The 25427-nt window shown below is 61.3% G+C and carries 21 protein-coding genes; 14 read left to right on the forward strand and 7 right to left on the reverse strand.

Annotated features, from left to right (window positions below):
* Positions 1 to 7: 7 nt before the first annotated feature.
* On the reverse strand, positions 8 to 793 hold the full coding sequence (locus IT775_RS16790) for a shikimate dehydrogenase family protein (RefSeq protein WP_212702387.1): 786 nt from the start codon (positions 791 to 793) through the stop codon (positions 8 to 10).
* 86 nt (positions 794 to 879) lie between these two features.
* Here IT775_RS16790 and IT775_RS16795 point away from each other — a divergent pair, with 86 nt between their 5' ends.
* From IT775_RS16795 to IT775_RS16815, 5 genes are all read left to right on the forward strand, one after another.
* Entirely contained in the window at positions 880 to 1551 is a 672-nt protein-coding gene (locus tag IT775_RS16795; RefSeq protein WP_212702388.1) for a GntR family transcriptional regulator, read from the forward strand.
* A gap of 24 nt (positions 1552 to 1575) precedes the next feature.
* The gene (locus IT775_RS16800; protein WP_212702389.1) at positions 1576 to 2598 is read left to right on the forward strand and encodes an ABC transporter substrate-binding protein; all 1023 of its coding nucleotides are present in this window, start codon (positions 1576 to 1578) and stop codon (positions 2596 to 2598) included.
* Between the two features lie 66 nt (positions 2599 to 2664).
* A complete protein-coding gene (locus IT775_RS16805) occupies positions 2665 to 3432 on the forward strand; it encodes an ABC transporter ATP-binding protein (RefSeq protein ID WP_212702390.1) in 768 nt (255 codons plus the stop codon).
* Complete coding sequence (locus tag IT775_RS16810) at positions 3425 to 4222, forward strand: ABC transporter permease (protein ID WP_212702391.1); 798 nt, start codon at positions 3425 to 3427, stop codon at positions 4220 to 4222. Before IT775_RS16805 ends, IT775_RS16810 begins: the two co-directional genes overlap by 8 nt.
* 151 nt (positions 4223 to 4373) lie before the next feature.
* On the forward strand, positions 4374 to 5582 hold the full coding sequence (locus IT775_RS16815) for an FAD-dependent oxidoreductase (RefSeq protein ID WP_212702392.1): 1209 nt from the start codon (positions 4374 to 4376) through the stop codon (positions 5580 to 5582).
* 114 nt (positions 5583 to 5696) lie between these two features.
* On the opposite strand, the gene hpbA is transcribed toward IT775_RS16815, so the two are convergent.
* Positions 5697 to 7733 (reverse strand): NADH:flavin oxidoreductase, encoded by a 2037-nt coding sequence (hpbA, locus tag IT775_RS16820; RefSeq protein ID WP_212702393.1) that lies wholly within the window; start codon positions 7731 to 7733, stop codon positions 5697 to 5699.
* A 291-nt stretch (positions 7734 to 8024) separates the two neighbouring features.
* Here hpbA and IT775_RS16825 point away from each other — a divergent pair, with 291 nt between their 5' ends.
* The 5 genes from IT775_RS16825 (at position 8025) to IT775_RS16845 (ending at position 14380) form a co-directional block, all read left to right on the forward strand.
* The gene (locus IT775_RS16825; protein WP_212702394.1) at positions 8025 to 8651 is read left to right on the forward strand and encodes a TetR/AcrR family transcriptional regulator; all 627 of its coding nucleotides are present in this window, start codon (positions 8025 to 8027) and stop codon (positions 8649 to 8651) included.
* A 305-nt stretch (positions 8652 to 8956) separates the two neighbouring features.
* Positions 8957 to 9301, forward strand: a complete 345-nt coding sequence (locus tag IT775_RS16830) for a hypothetical protein (protein ID WP_246525671.1) — start codon at positions 8957 to 8959, stop codon at positions 9299 to 9301.
* Positions 9259 to 9912, forward strand: a complete 654-nt coding sequence (locus IT775_RS16835; RefSeq protein ID WP_212702396.1) for a TetR/AcrR family transcriptional regulator — start codon at positions 9259 to 9261, stop codon at positions 9910 to 9912. Before IT775_RS16830 ends, IT775_RS16835 begins: the two co-directional genes overlap by 43 nt.
* Positions 9909 to 11267 carry an efflux RND transporter periplasmic adaptor subunit gene (locus IT775_RS16840; RefSeq protein ID WP_212702397.1) on the forward strand — a complete coding sequence of 453 codons (1359 nt, stop codon included), beginning with the start codon at positions 9909 to 9911 and terminating at the stop codon, positions 11265 to 11267. The genes IT775_RS16835 and IT775_RS16840 overlap by 4 nt, the downstream gene beginning before the upstream one ends.
* Positions 11264 to 14380 carry an efflux RND transporter permease subunit gene (locus IT775_RS16845; RefSeq protein WP_212702398.1) on the forward strand — a complete coding sequence of 1039 codons (3117 nt, stop codon included), beginning with the start codon at positions 11264 to 11266 and terminating at the stop codon, positions 14378 to 14380. Before IT775_RS16840 ends, IT775_RS16845 begins: the two co-directional genes overlap by 4 nt.
* A 328-nt stretch (positions 14381 to 14708) precedes the next feature.
* Here IT775_RS16845 and IT775_RS16850 read toward each other — a convergent pair whose 3' ends face one another.
* The 5 genes from IT775_RS16850 to IT775_RS16870 all read right to left on the reverse strand — a co-directional run bounded on the left by IT775_RS16850 (position 14709) and on the right by IT775_RS16870 (position 20127).
* Positions 14709 to 16220, reverse strand: coding sequence for a sugar ABC transporter ATP-binding protein (locus IT775_RS16850; RefSeq protein WP_212702399.1), 1512 nt, complete (start codon positions 16218 to 16220; stop codon positions 14709 to 14711).
* Positions 16217 to 17218, reverse strand: a complete 1002-nt coding sequence (locus IT775_RS16855; protein ID WP_212702400.1) for an ABC transporter permease — start codon at positions 17216 to 17218, stop codon at positions 16217 to 16219. Before IT775_RS16855 ends, IT775_RS16850 begins: the two co-directional genes overlap by 4 nt.
* A gap of 13 nt (positions 17219 to 17231) precedes the next feature.
* Entirely contained in the window at positions 17232 to 18206 is a 975-nt protein-coding gene (locus IT775_RS16860; protein ID WP_212702423.1) for an ABC transporter permease, read from the reverse strand.
* Between the two features lie 84 nt (positions 18207 to 18290).
* Complete coding sequence (locus tag IT775_RS16865; protein WP_212702424.1) at positions 18291 to 19088, reverse strand: SDR family NAD(P)-dependent oxidoreductase; 798 nt, start codon at positions 19086 to 19088, stop codon at positions 18291 to 18293.
* Between the two features lie 85 nt (positions 19089 to 19173).
* Positions 19174 to 20127 carry a sugar ABC transporter substrate-binding protein gene (locus tag IT775_RS16870; protein ID WP_212702401.1) on the reverse strand — a complete coding sequence of 318 codons (954 nt, stop codon included), beginning with the start codon at positions 20125 to 20127 and terminating at the stop codon, positions 19174 to 19176.
* A gap of 352 nt (positions 20128 to 20479) precedes the next feature.
* On the opposite strand from IT775_RS16870, the gene IT775_RS16875 reads away from it, so the two are divergent.
* The 4 genes from IT775_RS16875 to IT775_RS16890 all read left to right on the forward strand — a co-directional run bounded on the left by IT775_RS16875 (position 20480) and on the right by IT775_RS16890 (position 25424).
* Positions 20480 to 22168, forward strand: coding sequence for an extracellular solute-binding protein (locus IT775_RS16875; protein WP_246525673.1), 1689 nt, complete (start codon positions 20480 to 20482; stop codon positions 22166 to 22168).
* An 18-nt stretch (positions 22169 to 22186) separates the two neighbouring features.
* Positions 22187 to 22996 carry an SDR family NAD(P)-dependent oxidoreductase gene (locus IT775_RS16880; protein ID WP_212702403.1) on the forward strand — a complete coding sequence of 270 codons (810 nt, stop codon included), beginning with the start codon at positions 22187 to 22189 and terminating at the stop codon, positions 22994 to 22996.
* 69 nt (positions 22997 to 23065) lie between these two features.
* Positions 23066 to 24367 carry a M24 family metallopeptidase gene (locus IT775_RS16885; RefSeq protein WP_212702404.1) on the forward strand — a complete coding sequence of 434 codons (1302 nt, stop codon included), beginning with the start codon at positions 23066 to 23068 and terminating at the stop codon, positions 24365 to 24367.
* Between the two features lie 55 nt (positions 24368 to 24422).
* Positions 24423 to 25424: a thiamine pyrophosphate-dependent dehydrogenase E1 component subunit alpha gene (locus tag IT775_RS16890; protein WP_212702405.1), complete on the forward strand. Its 1002-nt coding sequence runs from the start codon at positions 24423 to 24425 to the stop codon at positions 25422 to 25424.
* Positions 25425 to 25427: the final 3 nt, after the last annotated feature.

A 25427-nucleotide genomic window follows, 5' to 3' on the forward strand; every position in this document is an offset into this window, starting at 1 on the left:
CGCGACCTCAGACCTGGCCGATGAAAGACAGCTGGGCCGGGATTTGCTGCGCGCCCATCTGCGCGCCCGAAACCGTAAGCGCGCCGCGTTGCTCCGCCCCCAGCAGGAGAGGCGGGACAGACGGGCCGGTCACGACGTCGCACACGATTTCCGCCTGCTCCAGGTCGTCTTCTCCGAAGGGCACCGCATCATCGGCTGATTTTCCCAGTGTGGTTGCATTGACGAGGATTTCGGCCCCGGCGCGCTGCTCTGTGCAGGACACGTCCGGCCAATGGATGGCGATCATGTCCACAACCGCCGCCCGGCGCCCGTCGTCCGGCTCGATCAGGCAGAGTTGACGGATCCCGGCTTCGCAAAAGGCATCCGCAATCGCCTGCCCTGCCCCGCCTCCGGCACCGAGGATGACCGCCGTCTTGCCCCGCACGCTGCCCCCTGCCGCCCGGAGAGCCGCGCGCATCGCGACCCCGTCGGTTGCATCGCCCGTCAGGCGCCCGTCGGGGCCGCGGTTGATCGTGTTGATCGCCCCAAGGCGCGATGCGCGCGGCGTCAACGCATCGACCTGCCCGAAGGCGGCCTGCTTATGCGGATAGGTAACCGAACAGCCCAGAAAGCTCGAACTCGCGCGCAGCAATGCCCAGAAATCGCCCAACGCGTCCGACGGGATTTCCAGCGCGATCATACGCGCATCGATTCCCTTGCCGCGGAAGAACTCGTTGAAGGCCCCGGGGGAAAACACCGTATCCACGGGGCTGCCGATGATTGGAAAGAGCTTCGTTTTTCCAGTGATATCCATTGCTTGAGGCTCCGGCAAAAACAGACTTGACAGAAAACATACATCAATCGCAATAATATCCAACATTTTTATGAATGAGGAACAAAATGATCTTTAGGCGCGATACAAGCGATGACGACACGATCGTTGATATGCTGGCCTCCGCGTTGCGCCGGGACATTTCCTTCGGCACCCTGCTGCCGGACCAGAAGCTGAAAATCGCAGAGCTGCGCACCCGTTACGGCGGATCGAACCATTCGATGCGCGAAACGCTCAGGACGCTCGCCGCAGAGGGTCTGGTCGAGGCGTCGGCGCAGCGTGGATTCCGCGTCGCCTCGGCGACCGAGGACGACCTGCGCGACATCATGATGGTACGCAGCGAGATCGAGAAGATCGCGCTGAGCCTGGCGCTGAAAATCGGCGATGTCGCCTGGGAAGGCCGCGTGATCGCCGCCCATCATGCGCTGCAGAAGACGGAAAGCGTGGTGGCCGGCGACGCCGATGACCTGACCGCGCTGGAATGGGACGAAGCCTGCCGCGCCTTTTCACAGGCGCTGATCGAGGGCTGCGAAAGCCCGCGCCTGATCGACCTGCATCGCAAACTCTTCGACCAGAGCCGCCGTTTCCGCCTGGCGCTGCTGCGCGAAGGCCGGTTGGATTTCAGCAAACGCAAGGACCGGCAGCGCCAGCTGGTCGATGCGGTGCTGGCACGCGACGAAGATCAGGCCATCGCGATCCTGCAAAAGGATATCGAGGCCGAACTGACTGCAGAAACCTGAACCAGGATCATAGGGAGGATTATCATGATCACGCTCAATCGCCGCAAGGCACTCGCCCTGATGGGCGGCACCCTGGCCGCCAGCGGACTGGCCGCACCGGCCATCGCCATGAACAAGAAGGTCAAGGTCGGCGCGCTGCGCTTCACCTCGCATTCCGGAAGCTTCGTCGCGTTCGAACGCGGCTATTTCGCCGAGGCCGGGCTGGATGTCGAATTCGAGTTCTTCCAGGCGGCGCAACCGATGGCCGTGGCCATCGCAAGCGGCGACATCGACTATGCCGTGACGGCCATTTCGGGCGGCCTGATCAGCCTCGCCGACAAGGGTGCGATCAAGGTCATCGGTGGCGCCCTGACCGAAGAAGAAGGCATCGACGGCCAGAAGTACCTGATTTCCAGCGCCTCTTACGACGCGGGCATCACGACGCTGAAGGATCTCGACGGCAAGAAATACGCGGTGACGCAAGCCGGATCGTCGTTCCACTACATGGGGTCCAAGATGGCCGCGGCCGAAGGGATCGACCTGCGCTTCACGCCGCTGCAAAAGGTCGGCGCGATCATCGGCGCGATGAAATCCGGCCAGGTCGATGGCTGGTCGATCGTGCCCCATATCGCCAAACCGCTGGCCAAGGCGGGCGCGTGGCACATCGCCGGCAACGTATCGGACTACATCCCGGACTATCAGGTCACCACCGTCTTCACCTCGGCCAAGAACGCCGCGGATGAACGGGGCCAGACCGAAAGCTTCCTGGCCGGCTATTCCAAGGGCGTCGACGATTACGCCGCCGCGATGATCGACAAGACCGGCGGTGATGCGGGCCAGGACGAAATGATCGATCTGATCCACAAATATGTCTACACGGACCGGCCGCGCGAAAAGGCAGCGCCTTCAATCGTCAACGGCACCATGCGCCTGAGCAAGAACGCGGCGCTGAACGTGGCGTCGGTGCAGGATCAGCTCAGCTGGTTCCAGTCCGAAGGCCTGGTTGGCGCGGACATCACGCTCGATACGCTGGTCGACGATTCTTACGTCGAGACCGTCGGCGCATAACTCAGCTGTCTCTCAACGGCGGGGGCGTGCAACGACATGCCCCCGCCTCAAAACGGTAGGTATTTCATGGATATCCGACTGGATGGCATCAGCCATTCCTATGATGATTTCGAAGTGATGCGCGACATCAGCCTCGACATCCCCAAAGGGCAAATCCTGTGCATCGTCGGCCCCTCGGGCTGTGGCAAGTCCACGCTGCTGCGCTTCATCGGCGGGTTGGAACGCCCGACGTCGGGGCGCGTGCTGCAAATGGGTGAACCGCCCGAAGGCTGCCTGAACCCGCTGACCTATGTTTTCCAGGACTTTGCCCTGCTGCCGTGGCGCACGGTGTCGGGCAATATCTCGCTGGTGCTGGAAGACCACGGCATCAAGGGCGCTGCGGCGCAGGAAATCATCGACGATGTCCTTGCCCGAACGAAGCTTACCGATTTTGCCAAAGCCCTGCCCAAGCAGCTTTCCGGCGGCATGAAACAGCGCGTGGCGATTGCACGCGCGCTGGCGGTCAAGCCCGCGGTGATGCTGATGGACGAACCGCTGTCTGCGCTCGACGCGCAGACCCGCGAACTGCTGATGGACGACCTGGTGGATCTGTGGACCCGCCAACCCTTCACCGCGGTCTATGTCACCCACAACCTTGCCGAGGCGGTGCGCCTTGGCCACAAGGTCGTGGTGCTGTCGCGCCGCCCGGGACGTATCCGCGAGGTGGTCAATATCGACACTCCGCTTGCCGAACGCGAAACCGGCGATGCCGACCTTGAAACCGCCCAAAAACACCTGTGGCTCCTGATGCGGGATGAAGCCCGTGCAGCGGATGCGGAGTTGATCAATGTCTGAAGTCGAAGCAAAATCCGTCGTTTTCCGCGGGGGCGGCTTTGCGCCCAAGCCGCAACGCTGGGTCGGCGTCATGGTTTTCGTGGTCCTCATCGCCATTGCGGAAATGGGGACACGGGCGGGCTGGATTTCGGCGCTGACACTGCCCAAACCGTCCGACGTTCTCGAAACCATGCAAGGGCTCTATACCAGTGGCCTGTTGTTCAAGCATCTTGGCCCCTCGCTGTCGCGACTGGCGGTCGGGGCGGCGATCGGCGTGAGTATCGGGATCAGCGTCGGCGTGTTGATCGGGCTGTTTTCCTATATCCGGTCCGGCATGGTGCCGCTGATCGCGGCGATCTTCCCGATCCCGAAAATCGCCCTGCTGCCGCTGTTCGTGATCTGGTTCGGTATCGGCGAGGGATCGAAATACGCCCTGATCGCCTTCGGCACCTTCACCCCGACCGTCGTGGCAACCTATGGCGCGGTCGACAACGTAGACCGTACCCTGATCCGGATGGGGCAGAGCTTCGGCCTTTCGTGGTGGTCCATCGTGCGCAAGATCGTTCTGCCCGGCGCGATGCCCGGCATTCTGTCGGGCCTGCGCATCTCTCTGGCCATCGCCATCATCCTGCTGGTCGCGGCGGAAATGCTGGGCGCGGAATACGGCATCGGCGCCTACATCCTCGAGGCGGGGTCGCTCTATGACCTCGAACGGCTGTTCGCGGGGGTGGTGATCCTGTCGCTTCTGGGCGTGATCATCAGCGCGGCGATCGGATGGATCGAGCGACGCTTGCTGGGCTGGCGGATGTGATGCCGGCAGCCCAACCGAAAGGGCGCCCGGAAAGCATTACTTCTCGACCCTGACCTGACCCAGTGACCACGATACCGGCACGCCACGCGACGCATGGCGTGCCGATCATTGCGGCCCACAAGCGGCCCGCCCTGACCTAGGAGCATCCCACATGAGCGCGAAACCCGAAAGCGACTACGACGTCATCGTTTGCGGAGGCGGCGCCGGCGGCATCGGCGCGGCCCTAGGCGCCGCACAGGCCGGCGCACGGGTGCTGTTGGTGGAAAAATACGGGTTTCTGGGTGGCGCAGCGACGACATCGAACGTCCTGGCCTATTGCGGCTTTTTCCAACAGGGCCCCGACCCGATCAAGGCCGTCGGCGGCGTTGCCGATCTGGTGCTGGACGAACTCCGCCGCCTCGGGCTCGACTGCGCCCCGTTTTGTTCGCCCACGACCCAGAACTGGATCATCCTGCTTGAACCCGAGGCGGTCAAGCTGGCGCTGGACCGGGTGCTGGCGGCGCATGGCGTGACGGTTCTGCTCCATACCCGCGTGGCTGCGGCGACACGGACGGCCGAGAGGCTTCAATCGGTGACGCTTGCGGGCATGGACGGGCGCCGGCGCGTGGTGGCCGAGTCCTTCATCGATGCGACAGGCGACGCTAACCTGTCGCTGATCGCGGGGCTGCCCTGCCGGACCGGCAATGACATGGGCCATCTTCAGGCGGTGTCGGGCCCCATTCGCGTCGGTGGGCTTGATACCTCGGTGCCGATCGACCGCACGGCGATCATCGAAGCCTTCAGGGAATATAACAAAACCGGCGCCTACCCGACCGCGCGCGAGGACGGCGGCATATTCACCCAGGTGCCCCGCACCGGCGACATGTGGTGGATGATGTACGATCACGCGCTTCCCGACCTGAGCTCCGAAAGCTTCACCCGCGCCGAGCAGGCGGCCCGCGCCGCCGCGCAGGACTATGTCGAGGTGCTGCGCAATCGCGTGCCCGGTTTCGAAAACGCCTATCTTTCGCAAACGGGCCCGCAAATCGGCATCCGCGAAAGCCGCCATCCCGCGGCGCGCTACGAACTGACCGGCGAAGACCTTTTGACCGGTCGGCAACGCCCCGACGGCGTGGCAAAAGCGGCCTGGCCCATCGAAGATCACGCCGTGGCGGGCAAACCGGTCTATCGTCCGATCGGCGGCGATGGCTATGCCGACATCCCGCTTGATTGCCTGCGCGCCAAAGGTTTGGACAACCTGTATTTCGCGGGCCGTACGATCGGAGCCGATGCGGCGGCCTATGCCTCGATCCGGGTAATGGGGACGGCATTCGCAACCGGCGAAGCCGCCGGTCGCGCCGCCGCCCGGAATGCCGCCTGATTATCGCGACGCAAAGGTCCAGCGCGGCCGTTTCGGTCCGGAGGGCGACGCCACACCCGCGTGCGGCCGCGTATCGGGCGAATGCTCGGAGCCGTGAAACTCCGGGGCATCGGTTCAAAAGCAGCGCGTCAAGCGCAGCGCGTCGTATATCGCCGCGTGGGTATTGCGCGCGGAAACGGCGTCGCCGATGCGGAATAGCCTGAACGCCCCGTCAGCGTTGCGCTCGACCGCTTGTTCTTCCCCGGCGACAAGCGCCTCGTAATCGACCTCGCCCAGGTTGCGCGACTTCGGTTTGAGGTCGAAATAGAGGTCATCAAGCGGGCGCGTACCGTGGTTGACCACGACCTGATCCACGATCCTTTCGCGCGTCATGTCGCCGTAATCGGAACCAAGCAGCGCCTTCAACCGGTTGCCCTCGCGCGCCACCGACTTGAGCCGCCAGGTCACGGTGAACACCGTGTCGCGCTTTTGCAGGTTGCGCATGTACGGGACGAGGTTCATCGCCATGACCTCCGGAGCGAAGGACCGATCCGGCGTGACGATTTCGACACGGCCATCGCGTTCGGAAATCAGGTCTGCCGCCTGAAGTCCCGCGTGATCGCCCGCGTCGTCAAACACCAACACGTTCTTGCCCGGGGCCACGTCCCCCGACAGGATGTCCCAGCTCGACACCACCAGATTGTTCCCTTCTCCGAGCACCTCGGTATGCGGCAACCCGCCTGTCGCAACGATGACTTCGTCCGGGGTCGTCGCCACCACGTCATCGGCATCCGCAAAGACGTTGAAGTGGAAATTCACGCCCATCTTGACGCATTGATCGTAGCGCCAGGCGATGATCGACATCATTTCACGGCGGCGTTCCTGAAGCGCGGTGAGACGGATCTGCCCCCCCGGTGCATCGGCGGCTTCGAACACGTTGACCTCATGGCCCCGTTCGGCCGCGACACGCGCCGCCTCCATGCCGCCGGGACCTGCGCCCACGATGGTCACGCGCTTTTTGCTTTCCGCCTTGGCGATCGCATGCGGCTGTTCGATCTCGCGCCCGGTGGAGGGATTGTGCAGGCAAAGCGCCATGCCGCCCTGATAGATGCGGTCGAGGCAGTAATTCGCGCCGACACAGGGACGGATATCATCCTCCCGCCCTTCCATCACCTTGCGCACGAGATGCGGATCGGCCATCTGCGCGCGCGTCATGCCGACCATATCGAGCTTGCCGCTGGCGATGGCATGGCGGGCCGTGGCGACATCCGGGATTTTCGCCGCGTGGAACGTCGGGAACTGCGTTGCGGCGCGGATTTCTCCGGCGAAATCCAGATGCGGTGCATTGCGCATGCCCTGGATCGGGATGACGTCCGTCAGCCCCGGATCGGTATCGATATGGCCCTTGACCACGTTGAGGAAGTCGACCAGCCCGCTATCCCTGAGCTTGTGGGAAATGCTGAGGCCATCCTCCTTGGTCAGCCCGCCGGGCAGGTCCTCGTCCCCGGTGTAGCGCACACCGACAAGGAACCCGTCGCCGCAGCGCTCGCGAATGGCCTGAAGAACGTCGAAGGTAAAACGCAGGCGGTTGTCGAGGCTACCGCCATAGTCACCCTCAAGATCATTGGTCAGCGGCGACCAGAACTGGTCCATCAGGTGGCCGTAGGCCTGAATTTCAACACCGTCGAGACCGGCTGCCTTCATCCGTTCGGCGGCATCGACGTAGTCTTCTATGATCCTCGAGATGTCCCAATCTTCCAACTTCTTAGGGAAAGCGCGGTGGGAGGCTTCGCGCTCGTGGCTCGGGGAAACGACCGGCAACCAGTCCGCCTTGTCCCAGCGCGTACGGCGCCCGAGGTGGGTGAGTTGGATCATGACAGCGCAGCCTTCGTCATGGCAGGCATCGGTTAGCGCTTTCATATGGCCGACGACCTCGTCCTTCCAGGCCAGGATGTTGTTGAAGACGGGCGGGCTGTCGCGCGCAACGGATGCGGATCCGGCGGTCATCGTCAACGCGACACCGGCCTTCGCACGCTCCACATGATAGGCGCGGTAGCGCTCTTTCGGCATGCCATCCTCGGGATAGGCCGGCTCGTGACTGGTGATCATGAACCGGTTTTTAAGCGTCAGGTGTTTAAGCTGATAGGGCTGGAGCAAGGGATCGTTAGACATGTGTCGCGTCTCTTGTGGGCTGGAAGATACAAGGATTGACGACATCCTTTTTCATAATGTTCACTTATGTCAATATTATTGTTCAGTAGTGTCTTTTTTAGAAACCTTGCCGGAGCAGCTAATTTGAATTGATTATTATCAGTCGCTTACCAAGGCATATCCCTGTGGGAGCGGGAGGCGAGCAGGCGCGAAACACGCGAGCTGCAAGAAATTTCGGTTGCAGAAATGAACAAGAGCGCACATTTAACGTACAGTTCTCGAAATTCTGTCGCTTCTAACGCGGATATGCACATGCCAAATGAGTCGCTCCCCGAACGCGGATGGCGCGGGTCGCCCAAAGTCTGGCTCGACGCGGCTTATGCGGCCCTGGCCGAACACGGCGTCGATGCAGTCAAGATTCTGCCGCTCGCGCAGTCGCTGAAACTGTCGCGCACCAGTTTCTACTGGTTCTTCAAGGATCGGAATCAGCTTCTCGACGCGCTTCTGGACCGCTGGGAAAACTCGACCACGGGCCACCTCGTCCGCGCCACCGAGGACTATGCGGCGACCGAGACCGAGGCGATGCTGAACGTCATCAGCAGCTTCCTGCCCGACGACCGCTTCGATTCCCGGCTCGAGCAGGCCGTCAGGTCCTGGGCCCAGCAGGACAGCAAGGTAGTCGAACGCGTGCAGCAGGCCGACACTGTCCGGCTCGACGCGCTCACGAAAATGCTCGTACGCTGGGGCCATGCCCCCGACGACGCGGATGTGCGCGCCCGTACGATCTACCTCGTGCAGATCGGATACATTTCCATGCGCGTGGAAGAACCGATGGACATTCGCCTGCAACGCTTCCCGCATTACGTCGAAATCTACACCGGCAAACGCCCCCCCGAAGAGGAAATGGCGCGTTTCCGGGCGCGTATCGGCCACCGGTGACGCAGTGTGACCGTGCGCCCTGCGTCATGGGCATATGCGGCCATGTTGGTTTGAAACTCTTCGGTGCCCGGCTGAAGTGGCCCGGGCTTTCCTGACAGCATGTGACAGGGGACGGCTTCGTCATCAGCATTCTGCTGCATGTCATGATTGCCCTTGCGCAGTCGCTTTTCCGCGGAGTAGGTTATATGCTTATAACCAACTCTGCGAATTGATCGAGACTTGCACGGCTGAAGAGAAGTTCCCCAATGCCAGAACCAGTAAAAACCCATCCCCCCCATCCTCTTTGGACAAGAGGCGCAGCGGTCTTGGCCTTGGTCTTCGGGGGACTGACGATCGTGTCCGGAGGCTCGGTCCTTTTCGGAGGCGAGGCGATCCGCGCGCAGGCCGGCGACGTCGTGCCGTTGGTGGTCTGGTTCAACTTCGCCGCCGGTTTTGCCTATGTCGTCGCGGGCTTCGGGATATGGAAATGGGCGCATTGGGCGTTTCCACTATCCGTCGCGATTGCGGTTGCCACACTTGCAGTCGCAGCCGTCTTTGCGCTGCTCGTGTTGGCGGGCACCGCATTCGAGATGCGCACGGTCGCGGCCCTGACACTGCGTTTTTTCATATGGGCGAGCATATCCGCCCTTATCCGGCCACGCCGGACATGACCGCCCCCCAGGCACATACCCGCAACAGCAGGCGGTCGGACATCGTCCGGGCGACGTTGGCCCTTGCATTCGCGGTTGGCCCCGACGCGGTGTCCACCTCATTGATCGCCAAACGGCTGGGTATTTCTCAGCCCGCCATCTACAAGCACTTCAAGACCAAGGATGCGATCTGGCTTGAGGTTTCAGAACGGCTTTCCGAACGGATCGGTGAAAACATTCTGGCCTGCAATGCCTCCCCGCTCAGCCCCGAGCGCAAACTGCGAGACCTCGTCTGCAGGCATCTGGCTTTCGTTCAGGAAGTCCCCGCGTTGCCCGACATCATGGTCATGCGCCACGCAAGCGCCTCGCACCAGATCATTCGGCAACGGTTGCAAAGGGAAATGGCGCGGCTGCGCGAACTCATGGAGGACCTGATCCGGCAATCCCAAGAAAGAAACACCATTCGCGCAGATATCGCGGCGGCAGACATCTCGACTTTGATCATAGGTGCAGTACAGGGCCAAGTTTTGCGCATGATCGTGTCGCGAGATCCATCGCGCCTGGTGGCAGACGGTCAACGGCTTTTCGACCTTCAAATCAGAACCTTGGCACCAAGTGAGTCCGCATCGTGAACAAGATCCTGAAATTCATGCTGATAACCCTCCCGATCGCCGGTCTCGGCGCCGGATTTCTAGCCTACACTGTGTCCAACAGGCCACCCCCCGACCGGCATGTTCTGGCCGAGCGCGCCACTCACGTCAGCGTCATCACCGCAGAAACCCGCTTGGTCAATCCAGTTGTCAGCGGCTTCGGGCGGGCTGAACCAGCCCGCGTCTATGCGGCCGTGGCACAGGTGGCCGGAACTGCCGAGTATGTGAACCCCGCGCTTCATCGTGGCGAAATCCTTCCGGAAGGATCGGTGCTGGTGCGCCTGTCACCGGCCGACTTCAATTTGGCAATTGCTCAATCCAAATCCGCCATACGAACAGCCCAGGCGCGCCTTGAAGAGTTGACGGTTGCCGAAGCAAACCATGCAGCCTCGCTCGCGATCGAGCAGCAAACTCTGACCCTGAGGGAACAGGATCTTACCCGCGCCGAAAACTTATTCCAGGCCGGTTCCGCGCCGCAAACCAGCCGAGACGCGGCTCTCGCGGCGGTTTTGGCGCAACGCCAAAGGGTCCAGAGCGTGAAAAGCGCTATCGCCCTGTTGCCGCCGCAACGCGCCGTGCAAAAGGAACAGATAGATGCGTCACGGATCAGCCTTGAACAGGCCGAATTGAACCTGGCCCGTACCGAGTTGACCCTGCCCTACACCGCCCGTGTTTCCATGGTGGCGGTGGAGGCGGGGGAATTCGTTCGCGCAGGCAGCACGGTAGCAGAACTAGACGGGATCGACGCCGCAGAAGTGGAAGCGCAGATCAACCTTGCCAGCCTGAGAGACCTGTTGCGCCTGGCCGTGCCGAGAGAAGGCATGTTGCCAATGGACCCATCCGCGATGACCGACACGATCCGCAATCTGGACCTGACCGTCACGGTCAACCTGAAACTGGGCGGCGAGACGGTGAGCTGGAACGCAACCGTGGACCGGCTGAGTGACACAATCAATATCCGCACCGGCACGGTGGGTGTCATCGCGCGTGTCGAAGATGCCTATCGGACCGCGGCGCCGGGAAGCCGGCCGCCCTTGACGCAAGGCATGTTCGTCGAGGTCGTGCTGAGCGCGCCTCCGCTCAAGGGTCTCGTGCTGCCGCGCACGGCGCTGCGCGATGGCGCGGTCCTGCTGGCCGATGAGGAAAACAGGCTGCGACGCGTCCCAGTGACACCGCGACTCGTTCAGGATGACATCATCGTGGCGACCGACGGCCTGGCCCCCGGGGCGCGAATTCTCGTGGTGCCGCCCAGCCCGGTGATCGAGGGCATGCTTCTCGAGCCACATCTTGACGCGGCCTTGATGGCCGACCTTGCCAGCGTGGGGGCGGCCGAATGATCCGATACTTCACCGGACATCCGACGATCGCCAACCTTCTGATGATCGGTTTCCTGGCCGCCGGTCTGATCGTTGCACCGTCCTTGCTGCGCGAAACCTTTCCGCGCGCGGCACAAAGTGAAGTCGAAATCACAGTTCCTTACCCCGGCGCCCGGCCGGAAGACGTCGAGACCGCCATATGCGAGCGATTGGAGAACGCGCTCGACGCGGTCACCGGCATTGACCGGCAATCCTGCGAAGCCCGCGAAGGAGTGGCGCGTGCCATGGTCGAAATGCGCGAAGGAGAAGAGTATCAGGCCTTTGTCGCGAACGTGACTTCGGAGATCGAGGCCATATCATATCTGCCGGATCGGGCAGAGCCGCCCCGAATACGCACCCTCGGGCAGACCGATTTTGTCGTCTCTGTCGCGATCACGGGGCCCGAAAACCGCACCGACCTGCGCGCTTATGCCGAACAGATCCGGACGCGCATGCTGCAATGGGGCGGCATCCCGATCGTCGACATCACCGGCTTTTCCACGCGCGAACTGCAGATCGGGCTGAACCCGGTGGCCCTCAGGGAATATGGCGTGTCGGCCCTCGACGTGAGCCGCGCCGTGCAGGCCGCAAGCCTCGACCTGCCCGCAGGCAGCCTGACCACCGGAACCGAAACGCTTCTCCTGCGCGTAGACGAGGAACGTCGGAGCGCCGACGCGCTTGCGGCGCTTGTCATCCGGTCCGCAGAGACGGGCGGGCGTGTCCAGCTTGGTGATATCGCCGACATTTCGGAAGGCTTCGCGGAGACCGACAATTTCGTTTTGTTCGATGGCCGGCCGGCCGCGATCCTGGAGATCAGCAAGACCCGCTCAGACGACAGCCTGAGAATCATAGACACATTGCAGGACTTTCTTGCGGCAGAACGCCAACAGGCGCCCCCCGGCATCGTGATGGAAATCTCGTCTGACGCAGCCTCGGTCGTGCGCGAGCGCCTCATGCTGGTCGTGGTCAACGGGCTGGAAGGGCTGGTGCTGGTCTTCCTGGTGCTGTGGTTGTTCTTCGGTCTCAGGTTCTCGTTCTGGGTGGCGATGGGGCTTCCGGTGTCATTCATGGGCGGCATCGCCCTGATGGGCGCGGTCGGCTATTCGCTCAACCTCATGACCACGCTGGGATTGCTGATCGTCATCGGGCTTCTCATGGACGATGCGATCGTGATTGCCGAAAACATCGCTCGCCTGCGGGAAAAGGGCCGCAATGCGTTCGAGGCAGCGGTCGAAGGTGCCGAGCAGGTCTTTCCGAACGTTCTGGCCTCCTTTGCCACGACCGCGATGATCTTTGGCTCTCTGGCCTTCTTGCAGGGGAATCTGGGCGCCATCCTGAGGGTCGTGCCCGTCGTGATGTTGTTCGTGCTGACGATTTCCCTGATCGAAGCGTTCCTGATCCTGCCCCATCACCTTGTCCACACGCTGGAGGCGCTGCCAAAGCAGGCTGGCGCGCGTGCCCGCGTCGAAAGGGCCATGACGTGGCTTCGCAAAAGGCTTATCGGGCCGCTGGTCGACCTGACCATTCGCTGGCGCTATGCCACAGCCGGATTGACCCTCGCGGCCCTGCTGCTTGCGGTTTCCATGCTGGCTGGCGGTTATGTCAAGTTCACCGCCTTCCCCGAGCTTGACGGCGATACGATTGTGGCCCGCGTCCTGCTGCCGCAAGGCACGCCGCAATCGCGGACCGAGGCGATCGTCGCGCAGCTGGAGGCCGGCCTGGAGCAGGTCAACGCCGATCTGACCCCGGCCCAACCCGAGGGGGCTGAACTCGTGCGCCATGTCTCGGTTCTGTTCGGGGTGAACCGCGACGCCTTCGAAAGCGGCGAGCATGTCGCAACCGTCAGCGCCGACCTGCTCGCGTCGTCGCGGCGCATCACCCGCCCGGACGAGATCATGCAACGCTGGCGCGCGGCGGTGGGGCCAATACCTGATGCCATCAGCCTGAACTTTGCCGAATCAACGATCGGCCCGGCCGGAATTGCCATCGACATGCGCCTGCGTGGCGACGACCTGCCCGCCCTCGGTGCGGCGGCGGATGAATTGAAGGACTGGATCTGGCAATATCGGGGCGTAACCTCCGTGATGTCGGATCTCAGGCCCGGGAAACGCGAATTGCAGGTGCAGCTCAACGATGCCGCCGGCCCCATGGGCATCACCGCCGCCATGGTCGCCGACCAACTCCGCGCCGCCTATTTCGGCCTGACGGTGAGCGAGATGCAGGTGGGGGGCGATCTTCTCGAGGTGACGGCGCAATTCGGCGCGGACGCGCTTGCCGATCTCGACCTGTTCACGACCTTTGATATTTACCGCCCCGACGGAAGCGCCGTACCGTTGAGTGTCGTGGCGGACGTCACCACCGGCACCGGGTACAGCCGCATCAACCGCGACAACGGCAGGCGAACGGTAACGGTTCAAGGCACGATCGATACCGGCATCGCCAATGCCAACGCCATCGTCACCGATACCCTCGCGCGTTTTGTCCCCGAATTCCTGCTGCGCCACCCCGGCGTCACCCTGAATGTCGAGGGACAGAACGCAGAAGCCGGGGAAACCCAGAAATCGATGCTCAAAGGGTTCATCATTGGGCTGATCGGGGTGTTCTTGCTACTCAGCTTCCTGTTCCGGTCCTATCTGGAGCCGGTGGTTGTGATGCTAATCATTCCCCTGTCGCTGACCGGAGCCGTCTTTGGTCATATGGCCATGGGGCTCGATTTCTCGATGCCCAGTATGCTGGGATATGTCGCTCTCTCTGGTGTGGTGATCAACAACTCGATCCTGTTGGTGGATTTCATCAAGAACGAGCATGGTGCGGCGACAACAGTGGCCGAGGCCGCATCAACCGCAGCGCAGGCCCGTTTCCGGGCGATCTTTCTGACGTCGCTGACCACGGTTGCCGGACTGACCCCGATCCTCCTGGAAACGAGCCTTCAGGCGCAAATCCTGATCCCTCTCGTGGCCAGTCTCGTTTTCGGGCTACTCTATGCCGGGGTTGTGGTGCTCTTTGCGCTCCCCGCACTCTACGCGATTCTCGACGACTTCGGCTTGAGCACCCTTGCCAATGGGCAACGCGCCGAACATCGGACGCTGACCTAAGCTACGATTTGCCGTCTGCTGATCTTCGACGAAAGGGAAATCTGAGTCGTCGAAACGCAAGCAGCATTCCCCCGAGTTCAAAACGAAAGCGACACGGGAGGCGCAGAAGGGCGCAGATCAAAGCGCTGCACGCCAAGATCGGGGGACTGGCAATGGCCAACGATTTCATCCGCAAAGCGCAAGCCGTGGACCGGCAACCAGTGCAGACTGCTGCCGATCCCGCGGTTGTCTTTCTACTGCAAGGTCCGGTTAAAGACCGTCGGATCAGGCCGGATCGGATCAGGCTGCACGCCATATGCCCCGTGCGGCCCATCCACCCCAACGCGCATCACGCGGCTGTGTCAGTAGTGATCCCGGAAATCGCCTGGATCAGGTTGTCTTCGGTGACTTCCTCAGAGGTAAACGTGCACATGATCCGGCCGCTATACATCGCCACGATGCGATCGGAAACGTGCAGCACTTCAGGCATTTCCGACGAAATCACGATCACCGCGTATCCCTGCGCAGCCAACTCGCGGATCAGGTTGTGGATTTCGGATTTCGATCCGACGTCGATCCCCCGCGTCGGTTCATCAACGATCAGCACATTGGGATGCATCGACAACCATTTGCCGATGACGATCTTCTGCTGGTTGCCGCCAGAAAGATTGCCAACCTGTTGCTTCCAGCCCGGCGTCCGTATGTCGAGCCTGTCGCGATACTGGTCGAAAATCGCGATCTCCGAACCTTCTGCCACGAACGGCCCGGCTTTCAGGTCATCGATCTGCGGCAAGGTCATGTTGTCCCTGCAGTTCATGCCCAGCACGAGCCCCTGCCCCTTGCGATCCTCGGGCACCAGCGAAATGCCCTTGGCGATGGCATCGATCGGCGAGTGGATGACGGTTTCCTCGCCGTCCAGAAGGATCGTTCCAGCGCTCGGTTCGCGCAGGCCGAACAGCGTCTCGGCGATCTCGGTGCGGCCAGCGCCAACAAGGCCATAGAAGCCAACCACCTCGCCCCTTCGCACCTTGAAACTGACGTCGTGAAACAAGTCGCCGCAGGACAGGTTGCGTACCTCGATCGCGACACCGCCCAATTCGTGATGCGACACGTTTCGCCTGAGGTCGAGCTTGCGCCCGATCATCAACTGCGTAACTTCATCCTCGTTGGTCTCTGCCGTCGTCAGCGTGCCCCGGTATTGCCCGTCGCGCAAAACGCTGATCCGGTCGGTGATCTTGAAGATCTCCTCCATCCGGTGCGAAATGTAGATGATCCCCACACCATGCGATTGCAGATCGGCGATCACATCGAACAGCACCACTTTTTCCGCGTCCGTCAGCGAAGCGGTGGGTTCATCGAAGATCACCGCCTTGGCGTCCACGGTGAGCGCGCGGGCGATCTCGACCATCTGCTGGTTGGCAATACTGAGATCGCCGACCCTGGTGCGGGCGTCGAATCCCACTTTCAGCTTTTGCAGGATCTCGTCGGTCTGGGCGTAAAGCCTGTCCCAGTCGACCAAGCCGAACCGCTTGCGCGGCAATTCGCCCAGATAGATATTTTCGGCAACCGACAGTTCTTCGGCCAAGCTCAGTTCTTGGTGGATGAAGACGATCCCTTTAGATTTCGCCTCGAGCGGCGAGGTCATGACAACCGATTCCTCGCCCACCACGATCCGGCCTTCTTCGGGCTGGTAGATACCGCCCAGAACCTTCATCAGGGTGGATTTGCCGGCGCCGTTTTCCCCCATCAAGGCATGGACCTCGCCGGGCATGACGCTGAAAGACACATTGTCGAGGGCGCGGACGCCGGGGAAGGTCTTGACGATCCCTTCGAGCCGGAGCGCCGGTGTTTGTTCGGTCATACTCTTAACTCCTCTTTGCCCTTGAGGTTCAGTTGCCGGTCGAGGAACAGCACCGCGATCAGGATGCAGCCGATGACGAGGTTCACGGTTTCGGTATCAGCGCCGATATGGCCCAGCCCCTTGCGCAGGAGCTGGATCGCGAGAACCCCGCCCAGGGTGGACAGGATCGACCCCGCCCCGCCGGTCAGCTTGGTGCCGCCAAGCACCACCGCAGTGATCACCCAGAGTTCGTACAGTTCGCCGTCATTGGGATTCACCGACCCGCTTTCCGAATAGAAGACCACGGCTGACAACGAGGCCAGGAAACCGATGATCATGAAGTTGATCATGATATGCGGCCCAACCCGGATACCGGCGTTCACTGCCGCGTCGCGATTGTCGCCGACCGCATAGGCATTGCGGCCATGCACCGTGCGGTTCATCAGGAACCAGATCGCAGCCGTCATGACAATCAGAAACCAAGTGGCGGTGTGCAGGCCCAGCCACTGTGCCTCGGCGAAATCCACCAGTGTCCAGTTCAGATGCGAAGTGGGCTGCTCGCCGTTATACATGAAGACCAGGCCGCGGTAGCCAAGCATCGATCCCAGGGTGACGATGAAGGCGTCCACGCCCGTTTTCCACACGATCAGGCCGTTGATCGCACCCAGAGCGATGCCGGTCAGCAGCGCCAGCCCCCATGCGACCGGAATGACCCAATCCCCGAGACCGGCGAAGAACGGCCAGGTCATGCAATCAAGCAGGATGACGGCCGACAACGCGAAGGTCGCGCCAACGGAAAGGTCGATGTTACCGTTGATCATGACGATGGTCATGCCCAAGGCGATGATGCCGATCGGAGCCGACTGCTTGAACAGCAGCAGCATGTTGTCGAGATCCATGAAGGCTTTGTCGCTGAGCGAAAGGAATTCCCCCGCCACTGTGAAGAAGATCAGTTCGACGACGATGAAGCCCCAGATGGCGCCGCGCTTCAGGAATGTGCTGAGAGTTCCGGGTTCCATGATGACTCCTCCTTCACGCGATCTGGGACCAGAGCTTGCCGCGCTTGGCCGCGATGTCGAGCCAGACAGCAAGGATGATGATGATCCAGGTCACGACATACTGGACGTAGAACTGCAGACCGACGAGCAGCAGACCGTTCTGGATGAAGCCCAGGATCAGAACGCCGATTACGGTCTTGAAAATGGTGCCCGAACCGCCGAGCAGCGACGCACCGCCGAGGATGACCGCAGCGAGGACTTCCAGTTCCAGCCCCTGGCCGACGGTGTTTTGCGACCCCAACGAGCGGCTGGCCTGTATCAGCCCCGCCGTGGCGACGCACAGGGCGGACATCAGGTAGCAGGTGAAGACAACACGCGCCCGCGGAATGCCCGAAAAGGTCGCCGCGACGCCATTTCCACCCACCGCGTAGACCTTGCGCCCGAACGGTGTCTTGGCCAAGACCATACCCAGAAAGGCCGCCAGAAGGGCAAACAGCAGGATCGGCACGGGAATACCCAGCAGGTCCCCCTGCCCGAAGACGCCGAACCAGGTGCCTTCCTTGTCGGAAATATCCATGTTCTTGCCGCCGGAATAGGTCAGCGTCAGCCCATGGATCGCAGACAGCATTCCCAAGGTCACGATCAGTGAATTGAGCTTCAGATAGCCCACCAGAAACCCGATGATCGCGCCCAGACAAAGGGTCATTGCGAACATCGCCGGGATCGCAAGCGTTGGTCCGATCTTGTCGTGCAGATCCAGCACGACGATGGTCGAAAACGACATCATCGATCCGACGGACAAGTCTAGATTTCCGCTGATGACGACAAATGTCACGCCAAGGGCCATGACACCGAGTATGGCCGAAGACCGAACCACTCCCATGATGTTGTCAGGATCAAGAAACCGCTCGTTGGCGATCGTGAAACCGATTATGAAAAACGCGAAGGCGACAAGGATCCCCTGACGGGCCAGAAAGCCTCCGATACTGGATTTCGACAGCCGTGTCATGGCTTCCTCCTTCAGGCTGCCGAAGCCGCCCATTTGATTGCCTGAGATGTTCGACATCTGATCCTCCCCAATCCGATGGTGTTTTCAGATCAGCGTCATGCCTCCATCGATCATTACGATCTGACCGGTCATGTAATCGCTTTCCCTGGATGCCAGGAACGTCGTCGTTCCGGTGATGTCCTCGGGGGTCGCGACGCGCCCCTTGAGAATCTCCGCCGAGAATTCCTGCATCGCCTGACCGGGCTTTTCGGCCGCGCCGATTTGCATCAGATCCTTGTCGACCTCCTCCCACATCTCCGTTGCGACGACGCCCGGGGCGAAGCCTGTCACGGTGATGTCGTGCTTGGCAAGGTCGCGCGCACCTGACTGGGTCAGGGAAACAACGGCCCATTTCGAGGCACAATAGGGGGCTACGTTGTCGAAACCCTGTCGGCTGGCGATAGATGCAGTGTTGATGATCTTGCCACTGGTGCCTTGCCGGATGAATTGCTGCGCGGCCTCCTGCATGCCGATCAGGCAGCCGAGTCCGTTGATGTCCATGATGAAATGCCAATTGTCCTCGGTCACATCGAGGAAGTTCATCGGCCTATTGACGCCGGCATTGTTGAACTTCACGTCCAGCTTGCCGAACACGTCGACCGCATGCCCGATCATTGCCCGCACCTGTTCCCGGTCGGCCACATCCACCTGGGCATGAGTGACCTTGGCACCGTTGCCATGCACCCTTCGGGCGTTGGCTTCGGCGACTTCCGCTACCAGATCGCCGTTGATATCCGCGAAGCAAACGTCGGCACCTTCGTCAAGCAGCGCTTCTCCGATGGCGCGGCCGATTCCCCGCGCGGCGCCGGTAACAATACAGGAACGTCCGGACACGCGACCCATGGCATCCTCCCGATAAGATAATACGTGTTGCTGTCTTGGGAAAAGCGGGCGCGGCTCCTCCGCCGCGCCCGACATCAAGCTGGTATCAGAAGACCGGCTTGGTGAAGTCACCCATGTTGTCCTGAGTGATCTTCGGGGTATCGAAGTAATTCAGGAAGGGTACGTCCTTGCCCGACAGAACGTCGATCGCGGTCTGCAAGGCCGCTTCGGCATCGTCGACCGGCGACTGGTAGATCGACCCCCAGTATTCGCCGCGTTCCATGGCTTCGTAGCCGACGGAGAAGTTGGTGGCGCCGACGAAGATGATACCCTCGCGACCGGCCGCCTTGGCGGCGTTCAGGGCACCTACGCCCATGTTGTCGTCACCAGCATAGACGCCATCGATGTCATCGTACTTGACGAGGAAGGCTTCCATGACTTTCTGCGACTTTTCGCGATTCCAGTCGCCCGGCTGGGTTTCGACCAGGTCCACGTTCGGGCAAACTTCCGGCAGACGGTCGTCAAATCCTTTCTGACGCTCGATCGCGGTGGTGTAACCCGGCTGGCCCGAGATCTGCACGACGCGGGCTTCGTTTTCGATACCCATCTCCTTGAACTTGTCGCACATGATTTCGGCCGAACGCGCCCCTTGGGTGATGTTGTCGGGGCCCGAAAAGGACGCAACGAAGGGGAAGCCAGCTTCGGCAATGTTCGAGTTGGTCACGATCACCGGAATGCCGGCCTTTTTGGCCTTGCGGACGGCGGGGATCACCGCCTCACCGTTGGTCGGCCAAATGATGATGGCGTCGACTTCTTGCTGGATCAGGTCTTCCATCTGGGCGATCTGACGAGCCACGTCGCCGCCCGCGTCGAGAACGACAGCGTCGACGTTGTCATTGGCTTCCGCTGCCTCGATGAAGGCCTTTTCGTAGGTGGTCTGATAGCTATCGACGCCGACATTGTTCTGAGTGATGCCGATCTTGAAGCCGTCCGCCCAAGCGGCCCCGCCACACGTCATTGCAAGTGTAGTGGTCACGGCGAGTGCATTGCGAAGTTTCATATTGGATCTCCTCCCGGATGTCCCTGGATTGAACTCTGCCCCGCCTCCCTAGCGGGGAATCATCATTCGGGGGTCCGAACGATTGCCAATGAACATGGACAAAACCGATCATCCATTATGCACACAAAATATCCATTTTGATCTTTTTAACATCCAGAATGGATTCTTTTGGAATACGATCCGGGTGTCAATTGGAACATTTTGAGGAGGGCCGGACAAGATGACCGAACCAAAACCATCCATACTGAACAATTCACTGCGACGACAGGAAGAGGAGGCTCAAGCGCGACTGATGACCGTCATGGGTGCACATATGATAGACCAAGCGGTCGCGCCCCAGGGCAAAACCGAAATGCTCCAGATGATATCCTATCTGGAAGATTTCGGCAGCGAGCTTGAGGATTCGCTCGACCTTTTCGCGCCCAATCCCTACCTGCGGATGGCCCTGCACCTGCTGCGTGGCCATTTCGAAGCCAAAACGGTCACGCAGACCTCGCTAATCGGTGCAAGCGGCGTGCCCTATGCCACCGCGAACCGCCGGCTGAAGGAAATGGTGGAGGCCGGACTGATCGACCAGCGCCCGCGCACCAAAAGCGGCAAGAGCTTCTCGTTGCACCCCAGCGACGAACTGCTTCAGAACTGGGTTCAACTGGCCGGGAGGCTTCGCCGCCTGACCACGGCCCGTTTCGAGACGGTCGGCACGACCACCGAGACCAAGGATTACTATTTCGGCGGCTCCTACTTGTCTGCACAGACGATCCCGCCGCTTCAGGTGCTTCCCGAACAGCTCAAGGTGCCTGGAGGGATCCGGGCCCTGGTTCATGGCGACCCGACCTTCATGGTGATGGACACGCTCAAGAAACAGTTCGAGCAAACCATCGGCACACAAATCCACCAGCGCGCCTTCTCCATCGACCGGCTGCGCGAGGAAGCGGTCAAGAACGCCGAACGTCCAACGAGCCGCTACGACATCATAGCAATCGACCTGCCCTGGGTCGGCGGCTTTGCCGAGAGCGGTGTTTTGATGCCGCTGGACGAAGCGATGGATATCGCCCGGCTTGACCCGGCGGATTTCCACACCGCCGGCTGGAAGGCGGCACATTGGGGTGGCCGCCCTTATGGCGTGCCGGCCCAGACCACGCCCGAACTGCTGTTCTATCGCCGCGACCTGTTTGCCGAAGCTGGATTGGAACCGCCAGCGACAACAGATCAATTGCTTGATGCGGCGAAGGCGCTGCACGCGCCGCAGCGGGGCCGCTATGGCATCGCCTGGAATGCCGCCCGCGGCACCGCACTAGGCCATACCGTCCTGATGACCATGGCCGACTTCGGCCAGCCGATCCTTAATCTTCCGGAAGTCGCCGGCGGGTTCGACACCGATCATCTGGCGGACCACGACTATCGCCCGACGATCGACACCGAGACAGGACTGCGAGCCGCGGAATTCTTGCTCGATCTTCTGAAATATTCGCCGCCCGACATCCTGTCGATGTCCTGGTATGAACGGGTGCGCCCCTATGCTGCCGGCAGTATCGCCATGGCTTATGGCTATACGCTTCTGGCACCGTATTTCGAACTGGACCCTTCGTCACCGGCCCACGGCCAGACCGGATATCTGCCACATCCAGCGGGGCCCGGTGCGTCGCCCGTGGCCCCCGTGGGCGGCTATGCGATGGGCATTCCGGCCAACCTGCCGCCGGAACGCGTTCCCGCCGCGGTCGAGGCACTGCTGGTCTTCACCTCTCCCCAGGCGCAGAAAATGTATATCGAGAACGGCAGCCGCACCAATTCGCGCTACTCGGTCGCCGCCGATCCTGAGGTGCGCCGGATATCGCCGATATTCGAGGCCGTCGACGGCATGTCCTGGCGCGACGAGCTTCAATTCTGGCCCCGCCCGCCGGTGCCCGAGATCTGCGACATCATTCAGATCTGCGGCGAGGAATTCCACGACATGCTGCGCGGGATCGTGACCCCGCGCGAGGCTTTGCGCCGCGCCCAGGACCGGGCCGACGCCCTGATCGAACCAAACGGTTTTACGTGACTTGAGGAGGACTGAACCATGGATCCCAATCGCCTGAAAGGAAAGAACATCCTGATCACCGGTGCCGCACGCGGCATGGGGGCGGCCAATGCCGAGCATTTCGCCGAACAGGGTGCGAATGTCTGCCTCGGGGACCTCGACCTTGATGAGGCCCAGAAAACTGCCGACCGCATCAACGAACGCGGCAACGGCAAGGCGATTGCGGTCAAGATGGACGTGACCAAGCGCGAAGACAACGCAGCGGCGGTGGCCGCAACGGTCGAAGCCTTCGGCAATATCAACGTGGCCCTTTTCAATGCCGGGCTGAACAAACCCCGTTTCTTCATGGATATCGACGAAGACAACTGGGACATGATCATGAACGTGAACACCAAGGCGATGTGGCTCGGCATGCAGGAAGCCGCCCGCCAGATGATCGCCCAGGGCCCGATGAAGGATCACCCTTACAAGATCATCAATGTCGGATCGATCGCCTCGCGCAAGCCGCTGGTGGACGTCACCGTCTACTGCACTTCGAAATACGGCTGCCTTGCCCTGACCCATTGCGGCGCCATCGGGCTGGCCGAGCACAACATCACCGTCAACGGCTATGCGCCGGGCGTCGTCGTGACCCCGCTCTGGGAGCAACTCGACAAGGACCTTGTCGACATCGGGTTCAAGGAACGCGAAGGCCAGGCCTATGACGACATCGTCCGCGATGCGCTGCAGATCAAGCGGGTATCCTACCCCAACGACATCGTCGGCACCGCCTCTTTCCTGGCCAGCGACGACAGCGACTACATGACCGGCCAGATGATCCACATCGATGGGGGCTGGTGCATCCAGTAATCCCGGGGGCTTTGCCCTCCTCCCGAACACCTGAACCAATACGGCGCCCACGGGCGCAAGGAGGCCTTTATGAACACCAATGCTCTCAACCCCCGCATCTTGCAGCCCGGCGATATGGATCCGCGTTGGCGCTGGGACAGGCACATCCCCGCCCTTGGCCACACCGCCGTGGATTTCGAGCGCCGGGTCGATCACGACCGCCTGCGCCGCTACCGCCTCAGCCGCGCCAAGGATGCGCTGAAGAAATCGAACCTCGGTTCGATGCTGATGTTTGACGTAAATAACATCCGCTATGTTTCGGGCACCAAGATCGGCGAGTGGGAACGCGACAAGATGTGCCGGTTCTGCCTGCTGGCCGGCGACGAGGAGCCCTATGTCTGGGACTTCGGTTCTGCCGCGGTGCATCACCGCGAATATTGCGACTGGCTCGACCCGGACCGGATGCTGGCCGGTGTCGTCGGCATGCGCGGCACCATTCCGCCCAGCTTTGGCCTGATGCAAAAATACGCAAACGAGATCGCCAGCCTGATCAAGAAGGCTGGTATGGCCGACATGCCGGTGGGCGTCGACTATGCCGAAACCGCAATGTTCTTTGCCCTGAAAGAGGCAGGGCTGAATGTGGTCGATGGTCAGCAAGTCATGCTGAGCGCGCGGGAAATCAAGAATATCGACGAGATCCAGCTGCTCAACCAGGCGGCCAGCATGGTGGATGGCGTCTATCACGCGATCTATGAAGAACTGAAGCCGGGCGTGCGCGAAAACGAGATCGTCGCACTGTCGAACAAGCTTCTTTACGAATGGGGGTCGGACGACGTCGAGGCGATCAACGCCATTTCCGGTGAACGATGCAATCCGCATCCGCACAATTTCACCGACCGGCAGTTCCGTCCCGGCGACCAGGCGTTTTTCGATATCCTGCAAAGCTACCAGGGCTATCGAACCTGCTACTATCGGACCTTCAATGTCGGATTCTCGACGCCGGCCCAGAACGACGCCTATATCAAGGCACGCGAGTGGATCGATGCTTCGATTGACCTGATCCGCCCCGGCGTGACCACCGACGTTGTGGCGCAAGCCTGGCCCAAGGCCGAGGAATTCGGCTTCCCGGATGAGCTGAGCGCTTTCGGCCTGCAATTCGGCCACGGACTGGGCCTCGCGCTGCATGAACGCCCGATCATCAGCCGCGCGGTTTCCCTTGAGAACCCGATGGAAATCCAGACCGGCATGGTCTTCGCGCTGGAAACCTACTGCCCGGCAACCGATGGCTACTCGGCCGCGCGGATCGAGGAAGAGGTGGTCGTGACCGACAAGGGCTGTGAGGTGATCTCGCTCTTCCCGGCGAAGGATCTGCCGATCGCCAATCGCTACTAACCTCCCAAAACTGCCCGACCCTTCGGGGTCGGGCTCTTTTCAGAGAGACCGAACCATGAGCCCCGCCAAGAAACAATCCAACGCCGAAGATTATATGCGCATGTATCGCCAGATGGTCCGCATCCGCGCCTTCGAGGACAATGCCAACCAGCTTTACCTCTCGGCCAAGATGCCGGGGCTGACCCACATGTATTCCGGTGAAGAAGCCGTCGCAGTGGGTATCTGCGAGGCGTTGCGCACAACCGACAAGATCACTTCGACCCACCGCGGACACGGCCATTGCGTCGCCAAGGGGGCCGAATTCAAGGAAATGTTCTGCGAATTGCTGGGCAAGGAAGAAGGCTATTGCCGCGGCAAGGGCGGCTCGATGCATATCGCCGACCAGTCGAACGGCAACCTGGGCGCCAACGCCATTGTCGGCGGCTCGATGGGTATCGCTACCGGGTCGGCCTTCACCGCCAAGATGCTGGGCAAGGATGACGTCACCGTTTGCTTCTTCGGCGACGGTGCCACGGCGCAGGGCCTGATGTACGAAGTCATGAACATGGCCGCGCTGTGGAACCTGCCGGTGATCTACGCCTGCGAAAACAACGGCTATTCCGAATACACGCGCACAGACGAAATCGCCGCCGGGTCGATCACCGGGCGCGCCGAAGCCTTCGGGATCGAGGCGTTTCAGGTCGACGGACAGGATGTTCTGGCCGTGAATGATCTGGCGCAGAAGCTCGCTGAACGCTGCCGCAAGGGCGAGGGGCCATTCTTCATGGAGCTGATGACCTATCGCTATCACGGCCACCACGTCGGTGACATCAACCGCGAATATTACCGGTCGAAAGAAGAAGAACGCGACTGGAAGGAGAACCGCGACCCGATCATCCGGTTCCGCGGCTGGCTGGTCGAGCAAGGCATCGCCAGCGAGGACGAGATCGAGGCGATGAACGCCACGATCAAGGACGAAGCCGCCGCTGCCGTCGAATATGCGCTGCAGGCAAAATACCCTGACGCCAGCGAAGTCGACATGCACGTTTTCACCGACGTCAAGCATGCGCTCGCCTGAGGA

Source organism: Thalassovita aquimarina (assembly GCF_018219815.1).
In the GTDB taxonomy this organism is placed as follows: Bacteria; Pseudomonadota; Alphaproteobacteria; order Rhodobacterales; family Rhodobacteraceae; genus Thalassobius; species Thalassobius aquimarinus.

What these genes read in the sequence shown, in the direction of transcription:
- IT775_RS16790 (WP_212702387.1), bottom strand. Translation starts at nt 793, where the DNA reads ATGGATATCACTGGAAAAACGAAGCTCTTTCCAATCATCGGCAGCCCC.
- IT775_RS16795 (WP_212702388.1), top strand. Translation starts at nt 880, where the DNA reads ATGATCTTTAGGCGCGATACAAGCGATGACGACACGATCGTTGATATG.
- IT775_RS16800 (WP_212702389.1), top strand. Translation starts at nt 1,576, where the DNA reads ATGATCACGCTCAATCGCCGCAAGGCACTCGCCCTGATGGGCGGCACC.
- IT775_RS16805 (WP_212702390.1), top strand. Translation starts at nt 2,665, where the DNA reads ATGGATATCCGACTGGATGGCATCAGCCATTCCTATGATGATTTCGAA.
- IT775_RS16810 (WP_212702391.1), top strand. Translation starts at nt 3,425, where the DNA reads ATGTCTGAAGTCGAAGCAAAATCCGTCGTTTTCCGCGGGGGCGGCTTT.
- IT775_RS16815 (WP_212702392.1), top strand. Translation starts at nt 4,374, where the DNA reads ATGAGCGCGAAACCCGAAAGCGACTACGACGTCATCGTTTGCGGAGGC.
- hpbA (WP_212702393.1), bottom strand. Translation starts at nt 7,733, where the DNA reads ATGTCTAACGATCCCTTGCTCCAGCCCTATCAGCTTAAACACCTGACG.
- IT775_RS16825 (WP_212702394.1), top strand. Translation starts at nt 8,025, where the DNA reads ATGCCAAATGAGTCGCTCCCCGAACGCGGATGGCGCGGGTCGCCCAAA.
- IT775_RS16835 (WP_212702396.1), top strand. Translation starts at nt 9,259, where the DNA reads ATGGGCGAGCATATCCGCCCTTATCCGGCCACGCCGGACATGACCGCC.
- IT775_RS16845 (WP_212702398.1), top strand. Translation starts at nt 11,264, where the DNA reads ATGATCCGATACTTCACCGGACATCCGACGATCGCCAACCTTCTGATG.
- IT775_RS16850 (WP_212702399.1), bottom strand. Translation starts at nt 16,220, where the DNA reads ATGACCGAACAAACACCGGCGCTCCGGCTCGAAGGGATCGTCAAGACC.
- IT775_RS16855 (WP_212702400.1), bottom strand. Translation starts at nt 17,218, where the DNA reads ATGGAACCCGGAACTCTCAGCACATTCCTGAAGCGCGGCGCCATCTGG.
- IT775_RS16860 (WP_212702423.1), bottom strand. Translation starts at nt 18,206, where the DNA reads ATGACACGGCTGTCGAAATCCAGTATCGGAGGCTTTCTGGCCCGTCAG.
- IT775_RS16865 (WP_212702424.1), bottom strand. Translation starts at nt 19,088, where the DNA reads ATGGGTCGCGTGTCCGGACGTTCCTGTATTGTTACCGGCGCCGCGCGG.
- IT775_RS16870 (WP_212702401.1), bottom strand. Translation starts at nt 20,127, where the DNA reads ATGAAACTTCGCAATGCACTCGCCGTGACCACTACACTTGCAATGACG.
- IT775_RS16875 (WP_246525673.1), top strand. Translation starts at nt 20,480, where the DNA reads ATGCTCCAGATGATATCCTATCTGGAAGATTTCGGCAGCGAGCTTGAG.
- IT775_RS16880 (WP_212702403.1), top strand. Translation starts at nt 22,187, where the DNA reads ATGGATCCCAATCGCCTGAAAGGAAAGAACATCCTGATCACCGGTGCC.
- IT775_RS16885 (WP_212702404.1), top strand. Translation starts at nt 23,066, where the DNA reads ATGAACACCAATGCTCTCAACCCCCGCATCTTGCAGCCCGGCGATATG.
- IT775_RS16890 (WP_212702405.1), top strand. Translation starts at nt 24,423, where the DNA reads ATGAGCCCCGCCAAGAAACAATCCAACGCCGAAGATTATATGCGCATG.